A 16,633-nucleotide genomic window follows, 5' to 3' on the forward strand; every position below is an offset into this window, starting at 1 on the left:
GTCAGTCTCCCGATCCGCCTAGGGATATGCCGCCCGAACCACCCGAGGTACCGCCTCCGGCAGAGCCGCTCGTCGACGGTGCCTGCCCCTTGGCCACGGCACGGCTGGCACCGTAGATCAGCTGCTGTTCCGTCCCATCCTGACCGCGCACCAGGTCTTCCGGATCGGCCACCATAGCAGCGAGATTGGAATTGACCGCGCAGCCATAGTTGGAGCTGTTGCCGTTGCGGGGGTTGAAATCGGTCTTCACCGACCAGTCCGGGCAGCCCGGCACGCTGGCGGTGGTACGGGTCAGAACCACCCGCGCGCTACCCGGTTCGACATAGCCGGGCGTGACCGGCGCGCCTTCGCTCAGCAGGATGCCATGCTTGGCTGCGAGGCGCGCGATCTCGTCGCGCGTGGCGGGGCTCATCGCCGGATCTTCGATCGCCAGGCGATCGCCGTATTTGAGGTCCATAGCTTCCAGCCACCCGGCCAGCCGACCTTCCTCGCCCACGGGTAGCCCGCCGGGACCGGTCCGCAGATCGATCGTGTAATTGCTGCGTTCGACCACGGGCTGATGGACAGAATAGAGCGACGTGTTATCGGCCATCCTGCCGCAACCGGCCAGGCCGGATCCGGCGAGGACGGCGAGCATGCCAGCGGTCAGGGCTTTGGTAGGAGACATCGCGTTCACCTCGCTCATTTCATGCTGAAGCCGGGGGCGGCATTCGGATCGGTCTTGCGCTCGCCCATGACATTTTGGGGCGGGAGCGCCTGGGCCGCGGGTGGCTGCTGACCGATCACGGGCGCGCCAACCGCGTCCGCATCGCGCTGAACAGGTCCGGGGCGCTGTTCACCGGAAACACCGGCATTGCTCTTGAAAATGGTATTGCGCTGCAATTCGTCTGGCACGTGGAAGCCATCGGTGGGCAGCACGATGTCCTTCGCATCGACCGGCTTCACCAGATAGGGAGTGACGACGATCACCAGTTCGGTTTCGCCCCGGCGGAAATCGCTGGAGCGGAAGAGATTGCCCAGGACCGGTACGTCGCCGAGACCGGGGGTCTTCTCGATCTGGTTCTGCATGTTGTTGGTCATCAGACCGGCAATCATGAAGCTCTGGCCCGAGCCGAGCTCGACCGTGGTTTCGGCCCGGCGCGTGGTCAGCGAGGGGACCTGGAAACCACCCAGCGAGACCGCATTCTGCGAGGACAGTTCGGACACTTCCGGACGGACACGGAGCGAGATCCGTCCGTCGGACAGCACCACCGGAGTATACTCCAGGCTGACGCCGTATTTCTTGAATTCGATCGTCGTCTGACCGAAGCCCTGGTTCAGCGGAATGGGGAATTCCCCGCCCGCCAGGAACGTCGCGGTCTCGCCCGAGATCGCGGTAAGATTGGGTGCCGACAGCGTGCTGATCAGACCCAGCCGCTCGCCTAGGTCGAACGCCTGCGAGATATCCAGCCCGAACAGGCGGCCCGCCAGGGTGATAGCGGTCTGCCCGACGTTGTTGGAGGCGATGGGGAAAGCGGACCCACCCAACACGAACTGGCGCGTGACGGGATCGAAGGGGAGCGAGATCGAACCTGCAGGCAGGCCGAATTGCGCCGACGCGTCCACCACTGGGAGATTCGAGACGTCGATGTCCGTAATATTACCGAAATTGCGACCGCGATTGACCCCGAACATGAAGCCATCGGTTGTGTCGCGGGTCTTCAGGTTCGATCCGATCTCGCGCACCAGCGAGCGGCTGACCTCGGCGAAGCGCACCTGCAGGTTCACCTGCAACGGGGTCGCCATGCGCAGCCGGCTGATGACGTTGGTCTGATCGCCCAGGAATGCGGCAACCAGCCGCTCCGCCTCGGCGACGTCGTCGGGCTGGGTAACGGTGCCGGTCAGCAGCACGGTGTTGCTTCCGATGTTCGCCGTGGCGATCTTCGCCTCCGGCATGGCGAGCGCCAGCATCTGGTCGATGCTGCCGATGTTCGACCCGACGCGCACATTGGCCGCCCAGACCACCTGCCCCTTCGCGTCGCTGGCATAGACGGTGGTTTCGCCGCCCGCCTTGCCCAGGAGATACAGCTGGTGCTGCGATTTGACCTGCACATCCGCGATCTCGCTATTGGCGACGAACACGTCTGCCAGCGTCGCGGGAATGGAGACCAACTCGCCGCGCCCGATCGATAGGGTGATGTCCTGCGAGGGGCGCACGATGGACTGCGCGTTCGCCGATGCTGCGGGTAGGGCGGCGAGAGGCAGCGCGGCGATGCCGAGGGCGAGCGCCCGGGCGAGAATGCGGTGAGTCATCGGTTTGCCTTTCGCGGCTGCCGTCGAACGAGATGGGAAAGCAAGCATCCGGTGCCTCACTGCACGATCCGGTTGGACACGGCATTGCCGGCGTTCCGGTTGCCGTTGGCGGACATCTGATTGAGAAGGTTGACCATCGCGGCTGCTTGCGCGTCATTGGTGGTAGCGCCCCCGGTATCAGACCGCTTCGCCTGACCGTTGCGATTGATCTCGACCGCGCTGGTATCGGTGCCGCGGGTGACGCGCACGATAGGGCCGGTGGGCTGGCTGGGAGCGGTACCGGGCATCGGCAGGTAGTTCATCGGCATCTGCGCCTGTCCCTGCTGTTGCTGAGACGCGGGGCGAGAGCGAACGAACGTGCGGTTCTGGAAGCGGGAGACATCGCCCCCGGTGGCATAGCTGCTGCCGCCGTCGGTCGGACGCGAGGCGGCCCTGCGCAGCAGGCGCTCTTCCTCTTCCGGCGTCGCATCTTCGGGGATCTTCACGTCGCCTTCGGCGATCGCGCGCTCGAGATCGTCCTGGTTGTCGGCGAGCGAGCGCAGCGCCAGGCTGAGCGTCCCGATCGTCTGCGCTACTGCGACCTTTTCCGCCATCTTCGGCGTAACTTCCAGCGTGACGGTGGTGAAGCCGGTGACTTCGGTCTTGCCGTCCTCACCCTTGGTTGTCTCGGTCTTCTTGTCGGTGGCGAGGACACGCAGATTGCGCAGGAAGGTTTCCGTCGCGTTGAGACCGCTGGTGGTGTCGTCGCCCGCGATCGACTGGGTCAGCATCAGGTCGACATGGTCGCCTGGGAAGATGAAGCCGCCGACGCCGGTCATGTCCGAGACCGGGATAGTGACGGCGCGCATGCCCGGGGCGAGTGCCGCGGCCAGGAAGCCACGATCGCCCGGTGCGACCAGCGCGCCTTGCGTCACCGGCTCGCCGGCAGTGATCGGCAGGCGGACGACGGTGCCTAGCAGCTTGTTGATATCGGTTTGGCCATCGATGAAATAGGCGTCCTTCATCAGCCCGTCCGGCCATTGCTGGTAACCGATCGCGTCGGCGGTGATGATGGTGCCGGCGGGCAGCGCCCGCTGCGCGACGAGGACGCGGGTCCCCGCAGGTTGGGCCGGGACCGCGCTCGCTTCGGGTGCCGAAGAGCCGACGATCATGCTGCGCGCGGCCAGCGCGGTGATAATCGCAACGAACAGCGCGCCGACGATCAATATGACTTTCTTCCGGTCCATGGCTCTTGGAGGCCCCCTAATCGCCCGACCCGTTTCGGGCCCGGTTCACCCGTTGGACTACGGGAAAAATGGTTAAAAAGGAGTTCACCCGAAAACTTGCGTAAATCCGGGCAATGCGAGGTAGTTCGCGCTCACTACCCACAGCGCGGCGCACGAAATCGCGACGCCATAGGGCACGGCGAGACGGTCCTTGCGCCGGCGCGCGATATGCCACGCGCCGAAGACAAGCGTGAGCACGCCGCCCAAGATCGCCATGAGGACGATCAGCTGTAGGAACAGGGCGGGCGCGATCCACAGCGCGAGTGCGGTCAGCAGCTTCACATCGCCGCCGCCCATCGCCCGGATGGCGAACAGGCCGGCGGTGATCGCGAAAGTCCCTAGCGCGATACCCAGCTGGATCGCGACGCCCGGCCACAGCGACAGGCCGCTGCTCCACCAGAACAGCGGCGCACCGAGCGCGATCGCCAGGTTAAGCCAGTTGTCGATCCGGCGATGCCGCAGGTCGGTAAAGGCGGCGTAGAGCAGCGCGATTGCCAAGGCTGCGAGCAGTCCGTAGTGAAAGCTGTCGTGCTGCATGAAGCCCCCGTGCATGAATGCGTGCACGCCGTGCTACAGGGCAGGGCTTACCAAATAGTAACCACGTTTGCCGCCCGGAGGCGCAGCATGATCGAAACCGGACAGGCGACCGCTAGGCAGCATTCCCGCCGATCGATTCCGTACGGTGCGCGGGAGAGCCGATGGCGTGCGCCGGGCGGTGCCGATGTGCGGCGGATCGACTGGGGCGAAGGTTCCGCTACCCGCGGATCGATCCTGTTCCTGCCCGGTCGCGGCGACTTTTACGAGAAATACCTCGAATCGCTGGGTGAATGGCACGCGGCGGGCTGGCGCGTCACCGCGTCCGACTGGCGCGGGCAGGCGGGTTCGGGCCGTTTGGGGACCGATCCGCTGACCGGCCACGTCGCCGATTTCGCCGACTGGGTGCGCGACCTTGCGGCCCTGTGGGCGGAATGGAAGGTGACGACGCCTGCGCCCCATGTACTGATCGGCCATTCGATGGGCGGCCACCTGGCGTTGCGTGCCGTGGTAGAGGGCAAGGTCGATCCTACCGCGCTGGTGCTATCCGCACCGATGCTGGGCTTCGTCGGTCAGCCGCTCCCCCCGGCGGTGATGCACACGATCGCGCGGGTCATGCGCGCGCTGGGCGATCCGCGGCGCCCGGCCTGGAAGTGGAGCGAGAAGCCCGGCGTGCTGCCGACGACGCGGGTCGCGCTGCTGACTCATGACGAGGACCGGTATGAGGACGAGATCGCGTGGCGCGAAACGCGTCCCGGGCTGGCGATGGGGCCGGGCAGCTGGGGCTGGGTCGAACGGGCCATGGCGTCCATGCGCGCGCTTGCCGCGCCGGGTGTGCTGGAAAAAGTCGATCTGCCGGTCCTCCTGATCGCGACGCGAGTCGACCGTCTGGTCTCCTTTGCTGCCATCGAACGGGCGGCGGAGCGGCTTCCGCATGCCGAACTGGTCGCTTTCGGCGAAGAAGCGCGTCACGAGATACTGCGCGAAGCCGATCCAGTGCGCGACCGGGCGATGGAGACGATCGCCGACTTCCTCGCCCGCGAAGCGCCCGCGCCGCGCTGAGGGAAGCGGCTTGACGCAGGAGCATTACGATATTGCGGTGATCGGCGCGGGTATGGCCGGGGCCAGCCTGGCAGCCGAATGCGCCCCGAACGCGCGGGTCTTGTTGCTGGAGGCGGAGGAACGACCGGGTTATCACACCACCGGACGTTCGGCTGCGTTCTGGGAGGAATGCTATGGCGGCCCCGCCATTGTCCCACTCACCCTCGCCTCCGGCGCGTATCTGCGCGATGGCGGGTTCCTGAAACTTCGCGGTGCGATGACCATCGGTCAAAGCGACGATGCTGGGCTGATCGATGCCTTCGTAAACCGGTTCTCGGACACAGGCGCGACGATTGAGCGAATCGGTGCGGTCGCCATGCGCGCGCGCCTCCCCGATTTGCTCCCGGAATGGACGGAAGGGGTTTGGCAGCCGCATTGTTCGGACATCGACGTCGCCGCGCTTCACCAGCACTATCTCGCACTGGCCGCCCGAGCGGGAACACGCCCGCTATGCCGCGCGCGGATCGCCCGGATCGAACGGAACGCAGAGCGCTGGGCGATAGCGGACGAACGCGGCCGCAGCTGGCAGGCTTCCGCCATCGTCAATGCCGCAGGCGCCTGGGCAGACGAGGTCGCGCGGATGGCCGGCGCGCGCGCTCTAGGCATTCAGCCCCTGCGCCGGACCGTCGCGCAAGTCGAGACCGATCCGCCAACCGATCCCGCTGCGCCGCTGGTGCTCGACATTAACGGTCGGTTCTACTTCAAGCCGGAGAGTGGCCGCTTGTGGCTGAGCCCGCACGACGAAACCCCCTCGCCCGCGGTCGATGCCGCGCCCGAGGAAATCGCCATCGCCGAGGCGATCGAGCGCTACCAGCAGACGGTGGACGCGAAGGTGACGCGGGTCGAGCGGCGCTGGGCCGGATTGCGCAGCTTCTCGCCCGATCGCGCACCCGTCTATGGTTGGGACCCGACAGTAGATGGGTTCTTCTGGTTCGCCGGGCAGGGGGGCTTCGGCATTCAGACCGCGCCCGCCGCGGCCCGGCTCGCCAGCCAGCTACTGCTCGATGCCCCGCGCGACGCGATGACCGCGCCGCTGGATGCCGGGCTCTACCGCCCGGGCCGCTTCGCCTAACCGCCGCGCATGAACCGTTCGGCTTCGTCGCTGGCGAGCCGGTCGACGCGCTCGTTCTCTGGATGGCCGGAATGGCCCTTTACCCATGTCCAGCGAATCAGATGCGGTCCCGCCGCACGGATCAGTTCGTGCCACAGATCGTCGTTGCGGACCGGCTTCTTGCTGGCGTTCACCCAGCCGCGCTTCTGCCAGCCGTGGATCCACTTGGTCATCCCGTCGATGACGTAGCGGCTGTCGGTGTGCAGGTTGACCTCGCACGGCACGATCAGGGCATCGAGCGCACGAACGACCGCCGTCATTTCCATCCGATTGTTGGTGGTATCGGGCTCTCCCCCCGACAACTCCTTCTCGTGCGCGCCCATGCGCAGCAGCGCGCCCCAGCCACCCGGGCCGGGGTTCCCCTTGCAGGCACCATCTGTAAAGACATCGACTTTCTTCATAGGGCGAACGCCTCCTCCCCCGCATCGCGATAGAAGGCAAGACGGCGCGCGAAATCCATCGGGTTCTTGCGCGTCACGACCGCGTCGGCCGGGGTGTGGAGCCAGTCCCACGCCCGTGTCGCGACGAAGCGCAGCGCCGCCCCGCGCCCCAGCATCGGCAGAGCGTTCTTCTCCGCGCGGGCGAACTCCCGCTGGCTCTGATAGCCTTGCGCGAGAGCGGCGGCGATCTCTGGGCGGAAGCCGCCGCCCTTGTCGAAGGCCCACGCCGCGTGGGTGATGGCGAAATCGTAGGCGAGCAGATCCTCGCAGGCGAAATAGAAATCGATCATCCCGGTCACTTCGTCGCCGAGCATCAGCACATTGTCGGGAAACAGGTCCGCATGGATGATCCCGCGCGGCAGGCCGCTGGGCCAGTCCCGCTCCAGCGCCGTGAGCTCGGGTTCGACGAGCGACTCGAGTGCCGGATCGATCCGGTCTAGCCCGTCCGCGCCGCACCCCGACAGCAGCCGCCGCCATTCGGGAAGGTCCATGGTGTTGCGCCGGGTCCCGCCGAAATCGACTGCATCGCGGTGCAGCCGGGCCAGCGCCGCTCCGACCGCATGCGCCTGGGCCGGGTCCGGCCGGTCGGGCGCGACGCCGGGCAGGTATTCGATCAGGGCCGCCGGCTTGTCGTGTATCCTCCGGAAGGCCGCGCCGTCCCGGTCGTGGATGACCCGCGGCACCGGTCCGCCCTTCTCAGCCAGATGATCGAGCAGGCCGAGGAAGAACGGCAGGCCTTCGCGGTCGGTTCGCGTTTCGTAGATCGTCAGGATGAAGCGTCCACCGGCGGTCTCGATCAGCCAGTTCGAATTGGATACGCCTTCCGCGATACCCTTGGCAGACCGCAGCGCGCCGACCGCATAGTGCGCGACGAACTCCGCGAGCTCTTCGGTCGTGAGATGGGTATAGACTGCCACGCGCGTGCGGAGAGGATCAGTCGACCAGTTCGCGCGGCAGCTTGAAGACCATGTTTTCTTCCGCGCTGCTCAGCGTGCGCTCTTCGACGCTCCGCCATTGTCCCAGCCTGGCGACGACCTCGCGGACCAGGGTTTCCGGGGCGGAAGCACCCGCGGTCAGGCCGATGGTGCCCACACCTTCCAGCCAAGCGGGATCGATATCCTCTGCCCGCTGGATGAGCCGGGCCGGTGTGCCGAGCCGTTCGGCGACCTCCACTAGTCGCACGGAATTGGACGAATTGGGCGCACCGATCACCAGCACCAGATCGCTGCCTGGCGCAATCTTCTTGACCGCCATCTGCCGGTTGGACGTTGCGTAGCAGATATCCTCTGCCTTCGGCCCCACGATCTGGGGGAAACGGTCCTCCAGAGCGGACACAATTTCCGCTGTGTCGTCCACCGACAGCGTCGTCTGGGTCAGGTAGGAGAGCGAATGTTCGCGTCCGAACGGCAGGCGGGCGACGTCTTCCACCGATTCGACCAGTGTCATTTGATCGTCTTCGACCTGACCCATGGTCCCGATCACTTCGGGATGCCCGGCATGGCCGATGAAGATGATGTGCTGCCCCTTCTCGATCTGTCGCTCCGCCTGGCGGTGGACCTTGCTCACCAGTGGACAGGTCGCATCGAAATAAGACAGCTCGCGGCGTTCTGCCTCCTTGGGAACGGCTTTGGGCACGCCGTGGGCGCTGAAGACGACGTGCGCGCCGTCCGGCACCTCGTCCAGTTCCTCGACAAAGACTGCGCCCTTCTCCTTCAGCGTTTCGACCACATAGCGGTTGTGAACGATCTCGTGCCGGACATAGACTGGCGCGCCATAGCGCTCCAGCGCGCGCTCCACGATCTCGATCGCGCGATCGACCCCGGCGCAGAAACCGCGCGGCGCGGCGATCAGCAATTGCAGGCCGGGCTTGCCCTCGGCTTCGGACGACAACGGAAAGGGTGCGTTCATTCCTGCGCCTCTAGCGCTTTCGGCCGCGGGTCGCTAGGGCACGCGGGCATATTGCAGACCACAGGCAGACCCAGGGAACCGAGTTCGACCGATGAACCAATCCGCACGCATCTTCGCCGTCGCCGTAGCGATCGCAACGCTTGCCGGCTGCTCGCGCGAGGGCGAGCTGGTCGTTGCCGAGGGCGTCGGCGTGCGCGCCACGCGTACCGCATGCCCCGCGGTCGGGGTGCCACAATATACCGGCGACATCACCACCTTCCGTACTCCCGGTTCGACGCTCGCCTCCGATATCGACGTGACCGCGACGCTCACCGATGTACGCAGCACCTGCGACGAGACCGGTGAGAAGATTTACGCCAACGTGAAGTTCGACGTGCTGGCGAGCCGGATGGACACGCGCGGCGCGCGCAGTGTCGAGCTGCCGTACTTCGTCACCGTCCTGCGGGGCGGGAGCGCGGTGGTCAGCAAGCGTATGGGGACGGTAACGGTCCAGTTCGCGGACGGGCAGGGCCGCGCCAGCGCCAGTGCGCAGGGCGGGGCGTTCATCGACCGCGCCGAGGCCACTCTGCCCGACGACATCCGCGCGAAGATCACGCGCGAGCGCAAGGCGGGCGAAGCGGACGCCGCGCTCGATCCGCTGGCCGATCCCGAGGTGAAGGCTGCATTGCAGCGCGCCAATTTCGAGGTGCTGGTAGGGTTCCAGCTGGGGCAGGACCAGCTCGCCTACAACGCCACGCGTTGAGGCGCGGCCGGCCCAAGCCATCCATCCGGCTCGCCATGGTGGCGGGCTCCCGTCAGACCCGCCCCCTCCGCATGGGGGCGCATAAAGCGCGATGTCGCCCATGACCCACCCCCACACCCTTCATGCCACCTTTGCCGAACGGATCGACGCGATCCTGTCCGCGCTCGAAATGGAAGGCTCGCTGCCCCCGCACACGCCGCGTTCCGGCGTGGCGGTGGAACCGCCTCGCGATCCCGCTCACGGCGATCTCGCAACCAATGCCGCGATGGTGCTTGCCAAGCAGGCGAAGACCAATCCTCGCACGCTGGCGCAGAAGATCGTCGAGCATCTCGAGCGCGAACCCGATATCGAAAGCGCCGAGATTGCGGGTCCGGGCTTCATCAACCTGCGGCTTCTCGACCGGGTCTGGCTGGAGGAATTGCGCGCGATCCACGCGCTGGGTCCCGATTACGGGCGGTCGCGCATGGGCGAAGGCTCCACGGTCAACATCGAATACGTCTCCGCTAACCCGACCGGGCCGATGCATATGGGCCATTGCCGCGGCGCGGTGGTGGGCGATGCGCTCGCCAGCCTGCTGGAGCACGCCGGGCATACCGTCATCCGCGAATACTACGTCAACGACGCAGGCGCGCAGGTCGACGTTCTCGCCCGCTCCGCCCATCTGCGGTATCGCGAGGCGCTGGGCGACGATATCGGCACGATACCGGAAGGGCTCTATCCCGGCGATTATCTGAAGCAGGTCGGCCAAGTGCTCGCAGGCGAGTTCGGCGAGAAATATCGCGACGCGCCGGAAAGCGAATGGCTCGCCGTATTCCGCAAGACGGCGGTCGCCGCGATGATGGACATGATCCGCGCCGACCTGGCGACGCTCGGCATCCGGCACGATGTGTTCGCTTCGGAGGCGGAGCTGCAGGCGGCGGGGAAGCCCGAACAGGCGGAAGAGAAGCTGCGGGCCGCGAACCTCGTCTATGACGGCATGCTGGAAGCGCCCAAGGGCAAGACGCCCGACGATTGGGAGCCCGTCGAGCTGCCGCTGTTCCGGTCGACCGAATTCGGCGACGACCAGGATCGCCCGATCCGCAAGAGCGATGGCAAATGGACCTATTTCGGGGCCGATCTCGCCTATCACATGCAGAAGGCGGAAGGCGCAGATGCGCTGATCGACATCTGGGGCGCGGATCACGCCGGCACGGTCAAGCGGATCAAGGCGGCCGTGGCGGCGCTTTCGCAGGAACAGGGCGAACCGATCCCGTTCGACGTGAAGCTGGTGCAGATGGTCCAGCTGCTGCGCGACGGCGAACCGGTCAAGATGTCGAAGCGGTCGGGCAATTTCGTGACGCTCGCCGAAGTCGTGGAGGAAGTGGGCAGGGACGTGGTCCGCTTCACCATGCTGACCCGCAAGCCCGAGGCGCAGATGGATTTCGACTTCGCCAAGGTGGTGGAGACGAGCAAGGACAACCCGGTCTTCTACGTCCAGTACGCGCATGCGCGGATCCATTCGACCCTGCGCAAGGGACGCGAGGAGGGGATATCACCTTCCGACGAAGCGCTTGATCGGCTGAATTCTGGCGATCTCGCACTGGTTCGCATGGCCGCGCAATATCCGCGCGTGGTGGAAGCGGCGGCGTCGGCGCGCGAGCCGCACCGGATCGCGTTCTATCTCTACGACCTCGCCGCCGAATTCCACGCCTACTGGAATGCGGGGAACGACGATCCCGCGAACCGGGTCATCGTGGCACAGGATCCGGCGCTGACCGCGGCGAGGCTTTTCCTCGTCGCCCGGATCGGGCAGGTTGTGCGCAACGGTCTCGCCCTCCTGGGCGTACAGGCGGTGGAGGAAATGTAGCGTGGTCGACGATCGGCATGACGAGGAAGGCGAATACCAGACCGCCTACCAGCGCCTGCACCAGGACGAGACGAACGAGGAACTCGCGCTCAACGACGACGACTCGCTCCCGTGGCTGGAATCGTCCGATTACGTCGAAGGGCAAGGCACCGACACGTCGCGGATGGTCGGCTTCGCGTTGCTGGCCTTGATCGCGCTCGTCGTGATCCTTGGGGCAATCTGGTATTTCTCCCGCCCCAGTTCAGATGCGGAACTGGCGGGCGACGGCAGCGCGATCGCCGCTCCCGAAGACGGGTACAAACAGCGGCCGGAGGATGCGGGCGGCAAGGAGTTCGCCAACACCGGCGACGTCGCTCCCGCGGTCGGTCAGGGTCAGACGCGAGAGGGCCGCATCGCGGATGCGAAGCCGTCGCCCACGCCTACCCCTACCGCCTCCTCCACCAGCGCGAAGCCCGCATCGGACGAACCGGATGCGAAGCCATCGCCCGCGCCTTCTGCCAGCGGCGTCGGGGTTCAGGTCGGGGCCTTCTCCACCAAAGCGCTGGCCGAGCGGGGGTGGCAGACTCTGAACGGGCAGACGGAGAAGCTGCAGGGCGTCAGTCACCGGGTGCTGGAAGGCACGGTGGATAACGGGACCGTCTATCGGCTTCAGGCCATCACCGGCTCTCGCGAAGCCGCCGATACGCTGTGCCGCGCGCTCAAGGCCGATGGCGTCGCCTGCCAGGTGAAATAGGGGGGCGCTGTCCACCGGCGAGATCACGCTTTGCCTTGCCGCGCGCCGGCTTTCCTGCAAATTTCCCGTCCATCATGACGCCAGCGATCTTTGGCCTGTCCGGCCCCACCCTGACCGGGGAGGAGCGCGACTTCTTCCGCGACGCCGATCCGGTCGGCTACATCCTGTTCGCGCGCAATTGCGTCGATCCGCAGCAGCTGCGCGCGCTCACCGACGATCTGCGCGCGATTCACGGGCGCGACAGGTTGCTGGTTTCGATCGATCAGGAAGGCGGGCGGGTGCAGCGGATGAAGCCGCCCGTCTGGACCCGCTATCCAGCCGGGGAAGCTTTCGACCGACTTTACGAAATTGCCCCCGCCTCCGCGATCGAGGCCATCCGCATGAACGCGGAGGCCATGGGACGCGACCTGGCGGAGGCGGGGATCAATGTCGATTTCCACGCGCCGTTCGATGTGCGCCGCCCCGAAACCGACGGGGTGATCGGCGATCGCGCGCTGGGCGGCGATCCGATGCGGGTCGCGGCGCTCGGTCGCGCGCTGATGGAAGGGCTGGGGAGGGCGGGCGTCGCCGGTTGCCTCAAGCACATGCCCGGCCACGGGAGGGCAATGGCCGACAGTCACAAGGAGCTGCCGGTGGTGGAAGCCAGCGCGGCTGAGCTGGAAGCCGATCTCGCCCCGTTCCGGCGGCTGGCCGACGCGCCCATCGGCATGAGCGCGCATATCGTGTTCACGGCGTGGGACGCGGACAATCCGGCAACGCTGTCTCCCTTCGTAATCCAGCGGATCATTCGCGAAACGATCGGGTTCGACGGTCTCCTGCTCACCGATGATATCGACATGCAGGCGCTGTCGGGCAACATTCCGGACCGTGCCGAGAAAGCGCTCGCCGCAGGGTGCGACGTGGTGCTCAATTGCTGGGCCAAGATTCCCGAGATGGAGGGAATTGCCGAACGATGCCCCGCTCTCTCGGAGGAAGGATCGGGCCGACTGGCGCGGGCCCTCGAACCGATGGAAAGCAAACCCACCGAGGGCGAGCGGCGCGACCTGCTGGCGAAGCGCGACGCCTTGTTTACGGCGGCCGGGCTCGCCGCATGAGCGGGCATGCCCCGATCGCGGAGGACGAAGACCTTCGGGACGGGGACGACTGGGAAATCGCCGGGACCGCCCCCGAAGACCAAAGTGCGCTCTATCTCGAAATAGACGGCTGGGAGGGGCCGCTCGACCTGCTGCTGGACCTGGCCCGGCGGCAGAAGGTCGATCTGCGCCAGATTTCCATCCTCGCGCTGGTCGACCAGTATCTAGACTATCTGGAGCAGGCGGAGACACTGAAGCTGGAGCTCGCGGCGGACTATCTGGTGATGGCGGCGTGGCTCGCCTACCTCAAATCCGCGCTGCTGCTGCCGAAGGAGGAGCAGGAGGACCCCAGCCCAGAAGAGCTCGCCTTGCGCCTGCAATTGCGGCTTCAGCGGCTGGGCGCGATGCGGGAGGCGGCGGCGCGGTTGATGGCGCGGGACCGGATCGGGCGCGACGTGTTCGTGCGCGGCGCGCCAGAGGGGCTACGGGTCGATCGCCGCACGCGGTGGAAGGCGGACTGGTTCGATCTGATCCAGGCCTATGGCCGGGTGAAGGCACGCACCGCGCCCGCCGTGCATATGGTGCGCGAACGCCCGGTGATGACGCTCGACAGCGCGCTGGAGCGGGTTTCCAACATGCTGGGAGTGACGCTGGACTGGATGGTGCTGGAGGATTTCCTGCCCACCCATGCCGAACCGCGCCTGCGCCGATCCGCGCTTGCCTCCAGCTTTGTCGCGGCGCTGGAGCTCGCTCGCCTCGGCCGGGCTGAGCTGCGGCAGGAGGATATCTTCGGTCCGTTGCACCTGCGCCGGGTACCGGGATGAGCGATACGCCCACGCTCACCCAATCGTCCGACGATCTCGCCACCGACCTCGAACGGGCGATCGAGGCCACGCTGTTCGCGGCGGAGGAGCCGATGACCGTGGAGGCGATCGCCGGGCATCTCGGCGGTGCCGAACCCGCGGCGTTGCGCGAAGCGTTGCGCGCGCTGGCGGAGCGTTATCGCGACCGGGGCATCCAGCTGGTGGAGCGCGGCAAGCGCTGGCATTTCGAGACCTCACCCGATTTTGCGCATCTGCTGCGCCGAGAGCGCGAGCAGGTCCGCCGGCTCAGTCGCGCCGCGACGGAGGTTCTGGCGATCGTCGCCTATCACGAGCCGGTCAGCCGAGCGGAGATCGAATCGATCCGCGGCGTGCAGACGGCGAAGGGGACGCTGGACGTGCTGATGGAGGCTGGGTGGGTACGGGTCGCGGGGCGGCGGGAGGTGCCGGGCCGGCCGGTCATCTACGCGACGACACCTGCCTTCCTCGATCATTTCGGTCTGGAAAGCCGCCGCGACCTGCCTGGCATCGATGAGCTGCGAGTGGCGGGTCTGCTCGACCCGGTGGACGATGCGTTCGGCGCACTGACCGGTTCGGATCCGGAAGAGAACGAAGCCGAGGCCGACACCGACGCCAACTCCGAAGGTGGATGATCGCTGGCACTCCCCGCCGCGAACCTGTATATCGGCGCTTCAACGCTAACCAAGAGATTATCCATGAGCCTCGGTCCCTGGCAGCTTATCATCATCGCCATCGTCATCCTCGTGCTGTTCGGGCGCGGGCGCATCTCCGAAATGATGGGCGATTTCGGTAAGGGTATCAAAAGCTTCAAGGAAGGGATGAACGAGCCCGACAGCACGTCCGGTTCCTCTTCCACGCCCTCCGGCCGGATCGAAGGGCCGCGCCACGAGGCGAAGCCCGCCGACACCGCGGCGCGCGATCCGCAGCCGAGCGAGCGGTCCGACAAGCAGGGCTGACGCCCGGAAGGCTGGAAGCCCATGTTCGATATCGGTGCCAGCGAGCTGCTGGTCATCGCGATCGTGGCGATCGTGGTGATCGGCCCGAAGGACATGCCGCTCGCGCTGCGCACCGCCGGGCGGTGGATCGGCAAGATGCGGCGCATTTCCGCCCATTTCCGCAGCGGTCTCGACGCCATGATCCGCGAAGCGGAGATGGAGGAGATGGATCGCAAATGGCGTGAGCAGAACGAAGCGATCATGGCGAAATATCCCGCCGACCAGATGACGCCGCTCGAGGCTCCTTCGGCAGAGTCCGCTCCCGCAAACACGGCCACCGCAGAAGCGCGGTCGGATGCGAGCGGGGCGGAGAGCGAGCGGGAAAATGCCGCGCCAGAGGGTGCCGAAGGCACCCCCGAATCGGACCGCAAGGAGGTCTGACATGGCATTCAAGCTGCGCGATATCGACGATACGCAGGCACCGTTGCTCGACCATCTGATCGAACTACGGACCCGACTGATGCGCGCGCTCGCGGCGCTGGTGGTCGCGTTCGGCGTATGCCTGTACTTTGCGGACGACATCCTGGGTTTCCTCGCCCGACCGCTGCTGGAGGCGTTTCCCCCGGGGCAGGGTCGGCTGATCTATACGAAGCTTTACGAGGTGTTTTTCGTGGAGTTGAAGGTCGCCCTGTTCTCGGCGTTCTTCATCAGCTTCCCGGTCATCGCCAACCAGATCTGGGCCTTCATCGCGCCGGGCCTCTATGCGAAGGAAAAGCGCGCGTTTCTGCCGTTTATCATCGCTACGCCGGTGCTTTTCATAGCGGGCGGATCCCTCGCTTACTTCGTGGTCATGCCGACGGCGTTCCGCTGGTTTCTGGGATTCGAGGGGACCGCTGGCGGGATCAGCATCGAGGCGTTGCCGAGTGCGGGCGATTATCTCAGCCTGGTGATGCAGTTCATCCTGGCATTCGGGGTGAGCTTCCTGCTGCCCGTCCTGCTGTTGCTGCTGCATCGCGCGGGGCTGGTGGAGCGCAAGCAGCTCGCCGCCTATCGGCGCTACGTGATGGTCGCGGTGGTGACGATCGCGGCGATAGTGACACCGCCGGACCCGGGATCGCAGCTGATTCTGGCCATTCCGCTCTATCTGCTGTTCGAGGGATCGCTGGTCATCATGCGGTTCAGCGAGCGGCGGGAAAGCGCCGGTTCTGCGGCTGCGGAAACGACGGAACCCTCCAGCTAATCCCCATCCAGGCCCCGCGATTGGGCGGCGTTTCATCAGTTTCCTACGCTGTTCGACACGATCGGCAGCGGTGGGAGAAGTTCGACGTTGTGTCGGCGAAGTCCAAGGTTGTGCCCGCGAAGTTCGCGAAGACGGCGCTGACATCCAACACGTGTTCAACGCACGAAAAAGGGGGCGAGATCGTGTGACCTCGCCCCCTTTTTGTAGCGTATCAGCGGAGATTAGAAGCTGATCGGCTCTTCGTCGTCGCTGTCGGCAGCAACCACGATGCCGGCGATGATCGCGGCAACGGCGAGGATGCCGATGATCACGCCCGAGCCACCGGCCAGGTTGCTCTCGCCTTCGACGGGAGCCGCGTCACGCGACACTTCGGCCTGCGCCATGGTCGGGACGGAAACCAGCGCCAGAGCGGTGGCGGCAGCGGTAAGAATACGGGTCTTCATAAACAATCTCCGAGTAGTAATTCGTTTCAGTCAGGGCCTCTAAGCCGTTCGAGTGGTCACTTCAACCTTTTTGCCTCATCCAACTTCGCATTTGCACAATCTTCGCGAAAGTGTTGAAAACAGGCCGC

At 66.0% G+C, this 16,633-nt stretch carries 19 protein-coding genes; 11 read left to right on the forward strand and 8 right to left on the reverse strand.

Annotated features, from left to right (window positions below; translation table 11 throughout):
* Position 1 precedes the first annotated feature (1 nt).
* From MKP08_RS06955 to MKP08_RS06970, 4 genes are all read right to left on the reverse strand, one after another.
* On the reverse strand, positions 2–667 hold the full coding sequence (locus MKP08_RS06955; RefSeq protein ID WP_215228812.1) for a CpaD family pilus assembly protein: 666 nt from the start codon (positions 665–667) through the stop codon (positions 2–4).
* A gap of 14 nt (positions 668–681) precedes the next feature.
* Positions 682–2,292 (reverse strand): type II and III secretion system protein family protein, encoded by a 1,611-nt coding sequence (locus MKP08_RS06960; protein ID WP_241555460.1) that lies wholly within the window; start codon positions 2,290–2,292, stop codon positions 682–684.
* A 56-nt stretch (positions 2,293–2,348) separates the two neighbouring features.
* Positions 2,349–3,518 carry a Flp pilus assembly protein CpaB gene (gene cpaB / locus MKP08_RS06965; protein ID WP_241555461.1) on the reverse strand — a complete coding sequence of 390 codons (1,170 nt, stop codon included), beginning with the start codon at positions 3,516–3,518 and terminating at the stop codon, positions 2,349–2,351.
* A gap of 84 nt (positions 3,519–3,602) precedes the next feature.
* Positions 3,603–4,094, reverse strand: coding sequence for a prepilin peptidase (locus tag MKP08_RS06970; RefSeq protein WP_215229642.1), 492 nt, complete (start codon positions 4,092–4,094; stop codon positions 3,603–3,605).
* An 87-nt stretch (positions 4,095–4,181) separates the two neighbouring features.
* Here MKP08_RS06970 and MKP08_RS06975 point away from each other — a divergent pair, with 87 nt between their 5' ends.
* Both MKP08_RS06975 and MKP08_RS06980 read left to right on the forward strand, forming a co-directional pair.
* Complete coding sequence (locus tag MKP08_RS06975; protein WP_241555462.1) at positions 4,182–5,153, forward strand: alpha/beta fold hydrolase; 972 nt, start codon at positions 4,182–4,184, stop codon at positions 5,151–5,153.
* Positions 5,154–5,163: 10 nt separating this feature from the next.
* Positions 5,164–6,264, forward strand: coding sequence for an FAD-binding oxidoreductase (locus MKP08_RS06980; protein ID WP_255750523.1), 1,101 nt, complete (start codon positions 5,164–5,166; stop codon positions 6,262–6,264).
* On the opposite strand, the gene rnhA is transcribed toward MKP08_RS06980, so the two are convergent.
* The 3 genes from rnhA to ispH are packed head-to-tail and all read right to left on the reverse strand — an operon-like array spanning position 6,261 to position 8,651.
* Positions 6,261–6,704, reverse strand: a complete 444-nt coding sequence (rnhA, locus tag MKP08_RS06985) for a ribonuclease HI (RefSeq protein ID WP_215228808.1) — start codon at positions 6,702–6,704, stop codon at positions 6,261–6,263. The genes MKP08_RS06980 and rnhA overlap by 4 nt on opposite strands.
* Positions 6,701–7,660 carry a homoserine kinase gene (thrB, locus tag MKP08_RS06990; protein WP_241555463.1) on the reverse strand — a complete coding sequence of 320 codons (960 nt, stop codon included), beginning with the start codon at positions 7,658–7,660 and terminating at the stop codon, positions 6,701–6,703. Before thrB ends, rnhA begins: the two co-directional genes overlap by 4 nt.
* 16 nt (positions 7,661–7,676) lie before the next feature.
* Positions 7,677–8,651: a 4-hydroxy-3-methylbut-2-enyl diphosphate reductase gene (gene ispH, locus MKP08_RS06995; RefSeq protein ID WP_241555464.1), complete on the reverse strand. Its 975-nt coding sequence runs from the start codon at positions 8,649–8,651 to the stop codon at positions 7,677–7,679.
* Positions 8,652–8,742: 91 nt separating this feature from the next.
* On the opposite strand from ispH, the gene MKP08_RS07000 reads away from it, so the two are divergent.
* From MKP08_RS07000 to tatC, 9 genes are all read left to right on the forward strand, one after another.
* A complete protein-coding gene (locus MKP08_RS07000) occupies positions 8,743–9,393 on the forward strand; it encodes a hypothetical protein (protein WP_241555465.1) in 651 nt (216 codons plus the stop codon).
* Between the two features lie 100 nt (positions 9,394–9,493).
* Entirely contained in the window at positions 9,494–11,239 is a 1,746-nt protein-coding gene (gene argS / locus MKP08_RS07005; RefSeq protein ID WP_241555466.1) for an arginine--tRNA ligase, read from the forward strand.
* A gap of 1 nt (position 11,240) precedes the next feature.
* Positions 11,241–11,972 (forward strand): SPOR domain-containing protein, encoded by a 732-nt coding sequence (locus MKP08_RS07010; protein ID WP_241555467.1) that lies wholly within the window; start codon positions 11,241–11,243, stop codon positions 11,970–11,972.
* A gap of 74 nt (positions 11,973–12,046) precedes the next feature.
* The gene (gene nagZ, locus MKP08_RS07015; RefSeq protein ID WP_241555468.1) at positions 12,047–13,066 is read left to right on the forward strand and encodes a beta-N-acetylhexosaminidase; all 1,020 of its coding nucleotides are present in this window, start codon (positions 12,047–12,049) and stop codon (positions 13,064–13,066) included.
* Complete coding sequence (locus MKP08_RS07020; RefSeq protein WP_241555469.1) at positions 13,063–13,869, forward strand: ScpA family protein; 807 nt, start codon at positions 13,063–13,065, stop codon at positions 13,867–13,869. Before nagZ ends, MKP08_RS07020 begins: the two co-directional genes overlap by 4 nt.
* Positions 13,866–14,519, forward strand: coding sequence for an SMC-Scp complex subunit ScpB (gene scpB, locus MKP08_RS07025; protein WP_241555470.1), 654 nt, complete (start codon positions 13,866–13,868; stop codon positions 14,517–14,519). The genes MKP08_RS07020 and scpB overlap by 4 nt, the downstream gene beginning before the upstream one ends.
* A 63-nt stretch (positions 14,520–14,582) precedes the next feature.
* Positions 14,583–14,843, forward strand: a complete 261-nt coding sequence (gene tatA / locus MKP08_RS07030; protein ID WP_241555471.1) for a twin-arginine translocase TatA/TatE family subunit — start codon at positions 14,583–14,585, stop codon at positions 14,841–14,843.
* Between the two features lie 21 nt (positions 14,844–14,864).
* Positions 14,865–15,263, forward strand: a complete 399-nt coding sequence (gene tatB / locus MKP08_RS07035) for a Sec-independent protein translocase protein TatB (RefSeq protein ID WP_241555472.1) — start codon at positions 14,865–14,867, stop codon at positions 15,261–15,263.
* Position 15,264: 1 nt separating this feature from the next.
* Positions 15,265–16,062 (forward strand): twin-arginine translocase subunit TatC, encoded by a 798-nt coding sequence (gene tatC, locus MKP08_RS07040; protein WP_241555473.1) that lies wholly within the window; start codon positions 15,265–15,267, stop codon positions 16,060–16,062.
* A gap of 221 nt (positions 16,063–16,283) precedes the next feature.
* Here the strand turns inward: tatC and MKP08_RS07045 are convergent, their stop codons facing one another.
* Positions 16,284–16,505: a hypothetical protein gene (locus MKP08_RS07045; protein ID WP_215228798.1), complete on the reverse strand. Its 222-nt coding sequence runs from the start codon at positions 16,503–16,505 to the stop codon at positions 16,284–16,286.
* Positions 16,506–16,633: the final 128 nt, after the last annotated feature.

Origin of the sequence: Erythrobacter sp. LQ02-29, from assembly GCF_022576075.2 — a bacterium.
Taxonomy (GTDB): Bacteria; Pseudomonadota; Alphaproteobacteria; order Sphingomonadales; family Sphingomonadaceae; genus Alteriqipengyuania.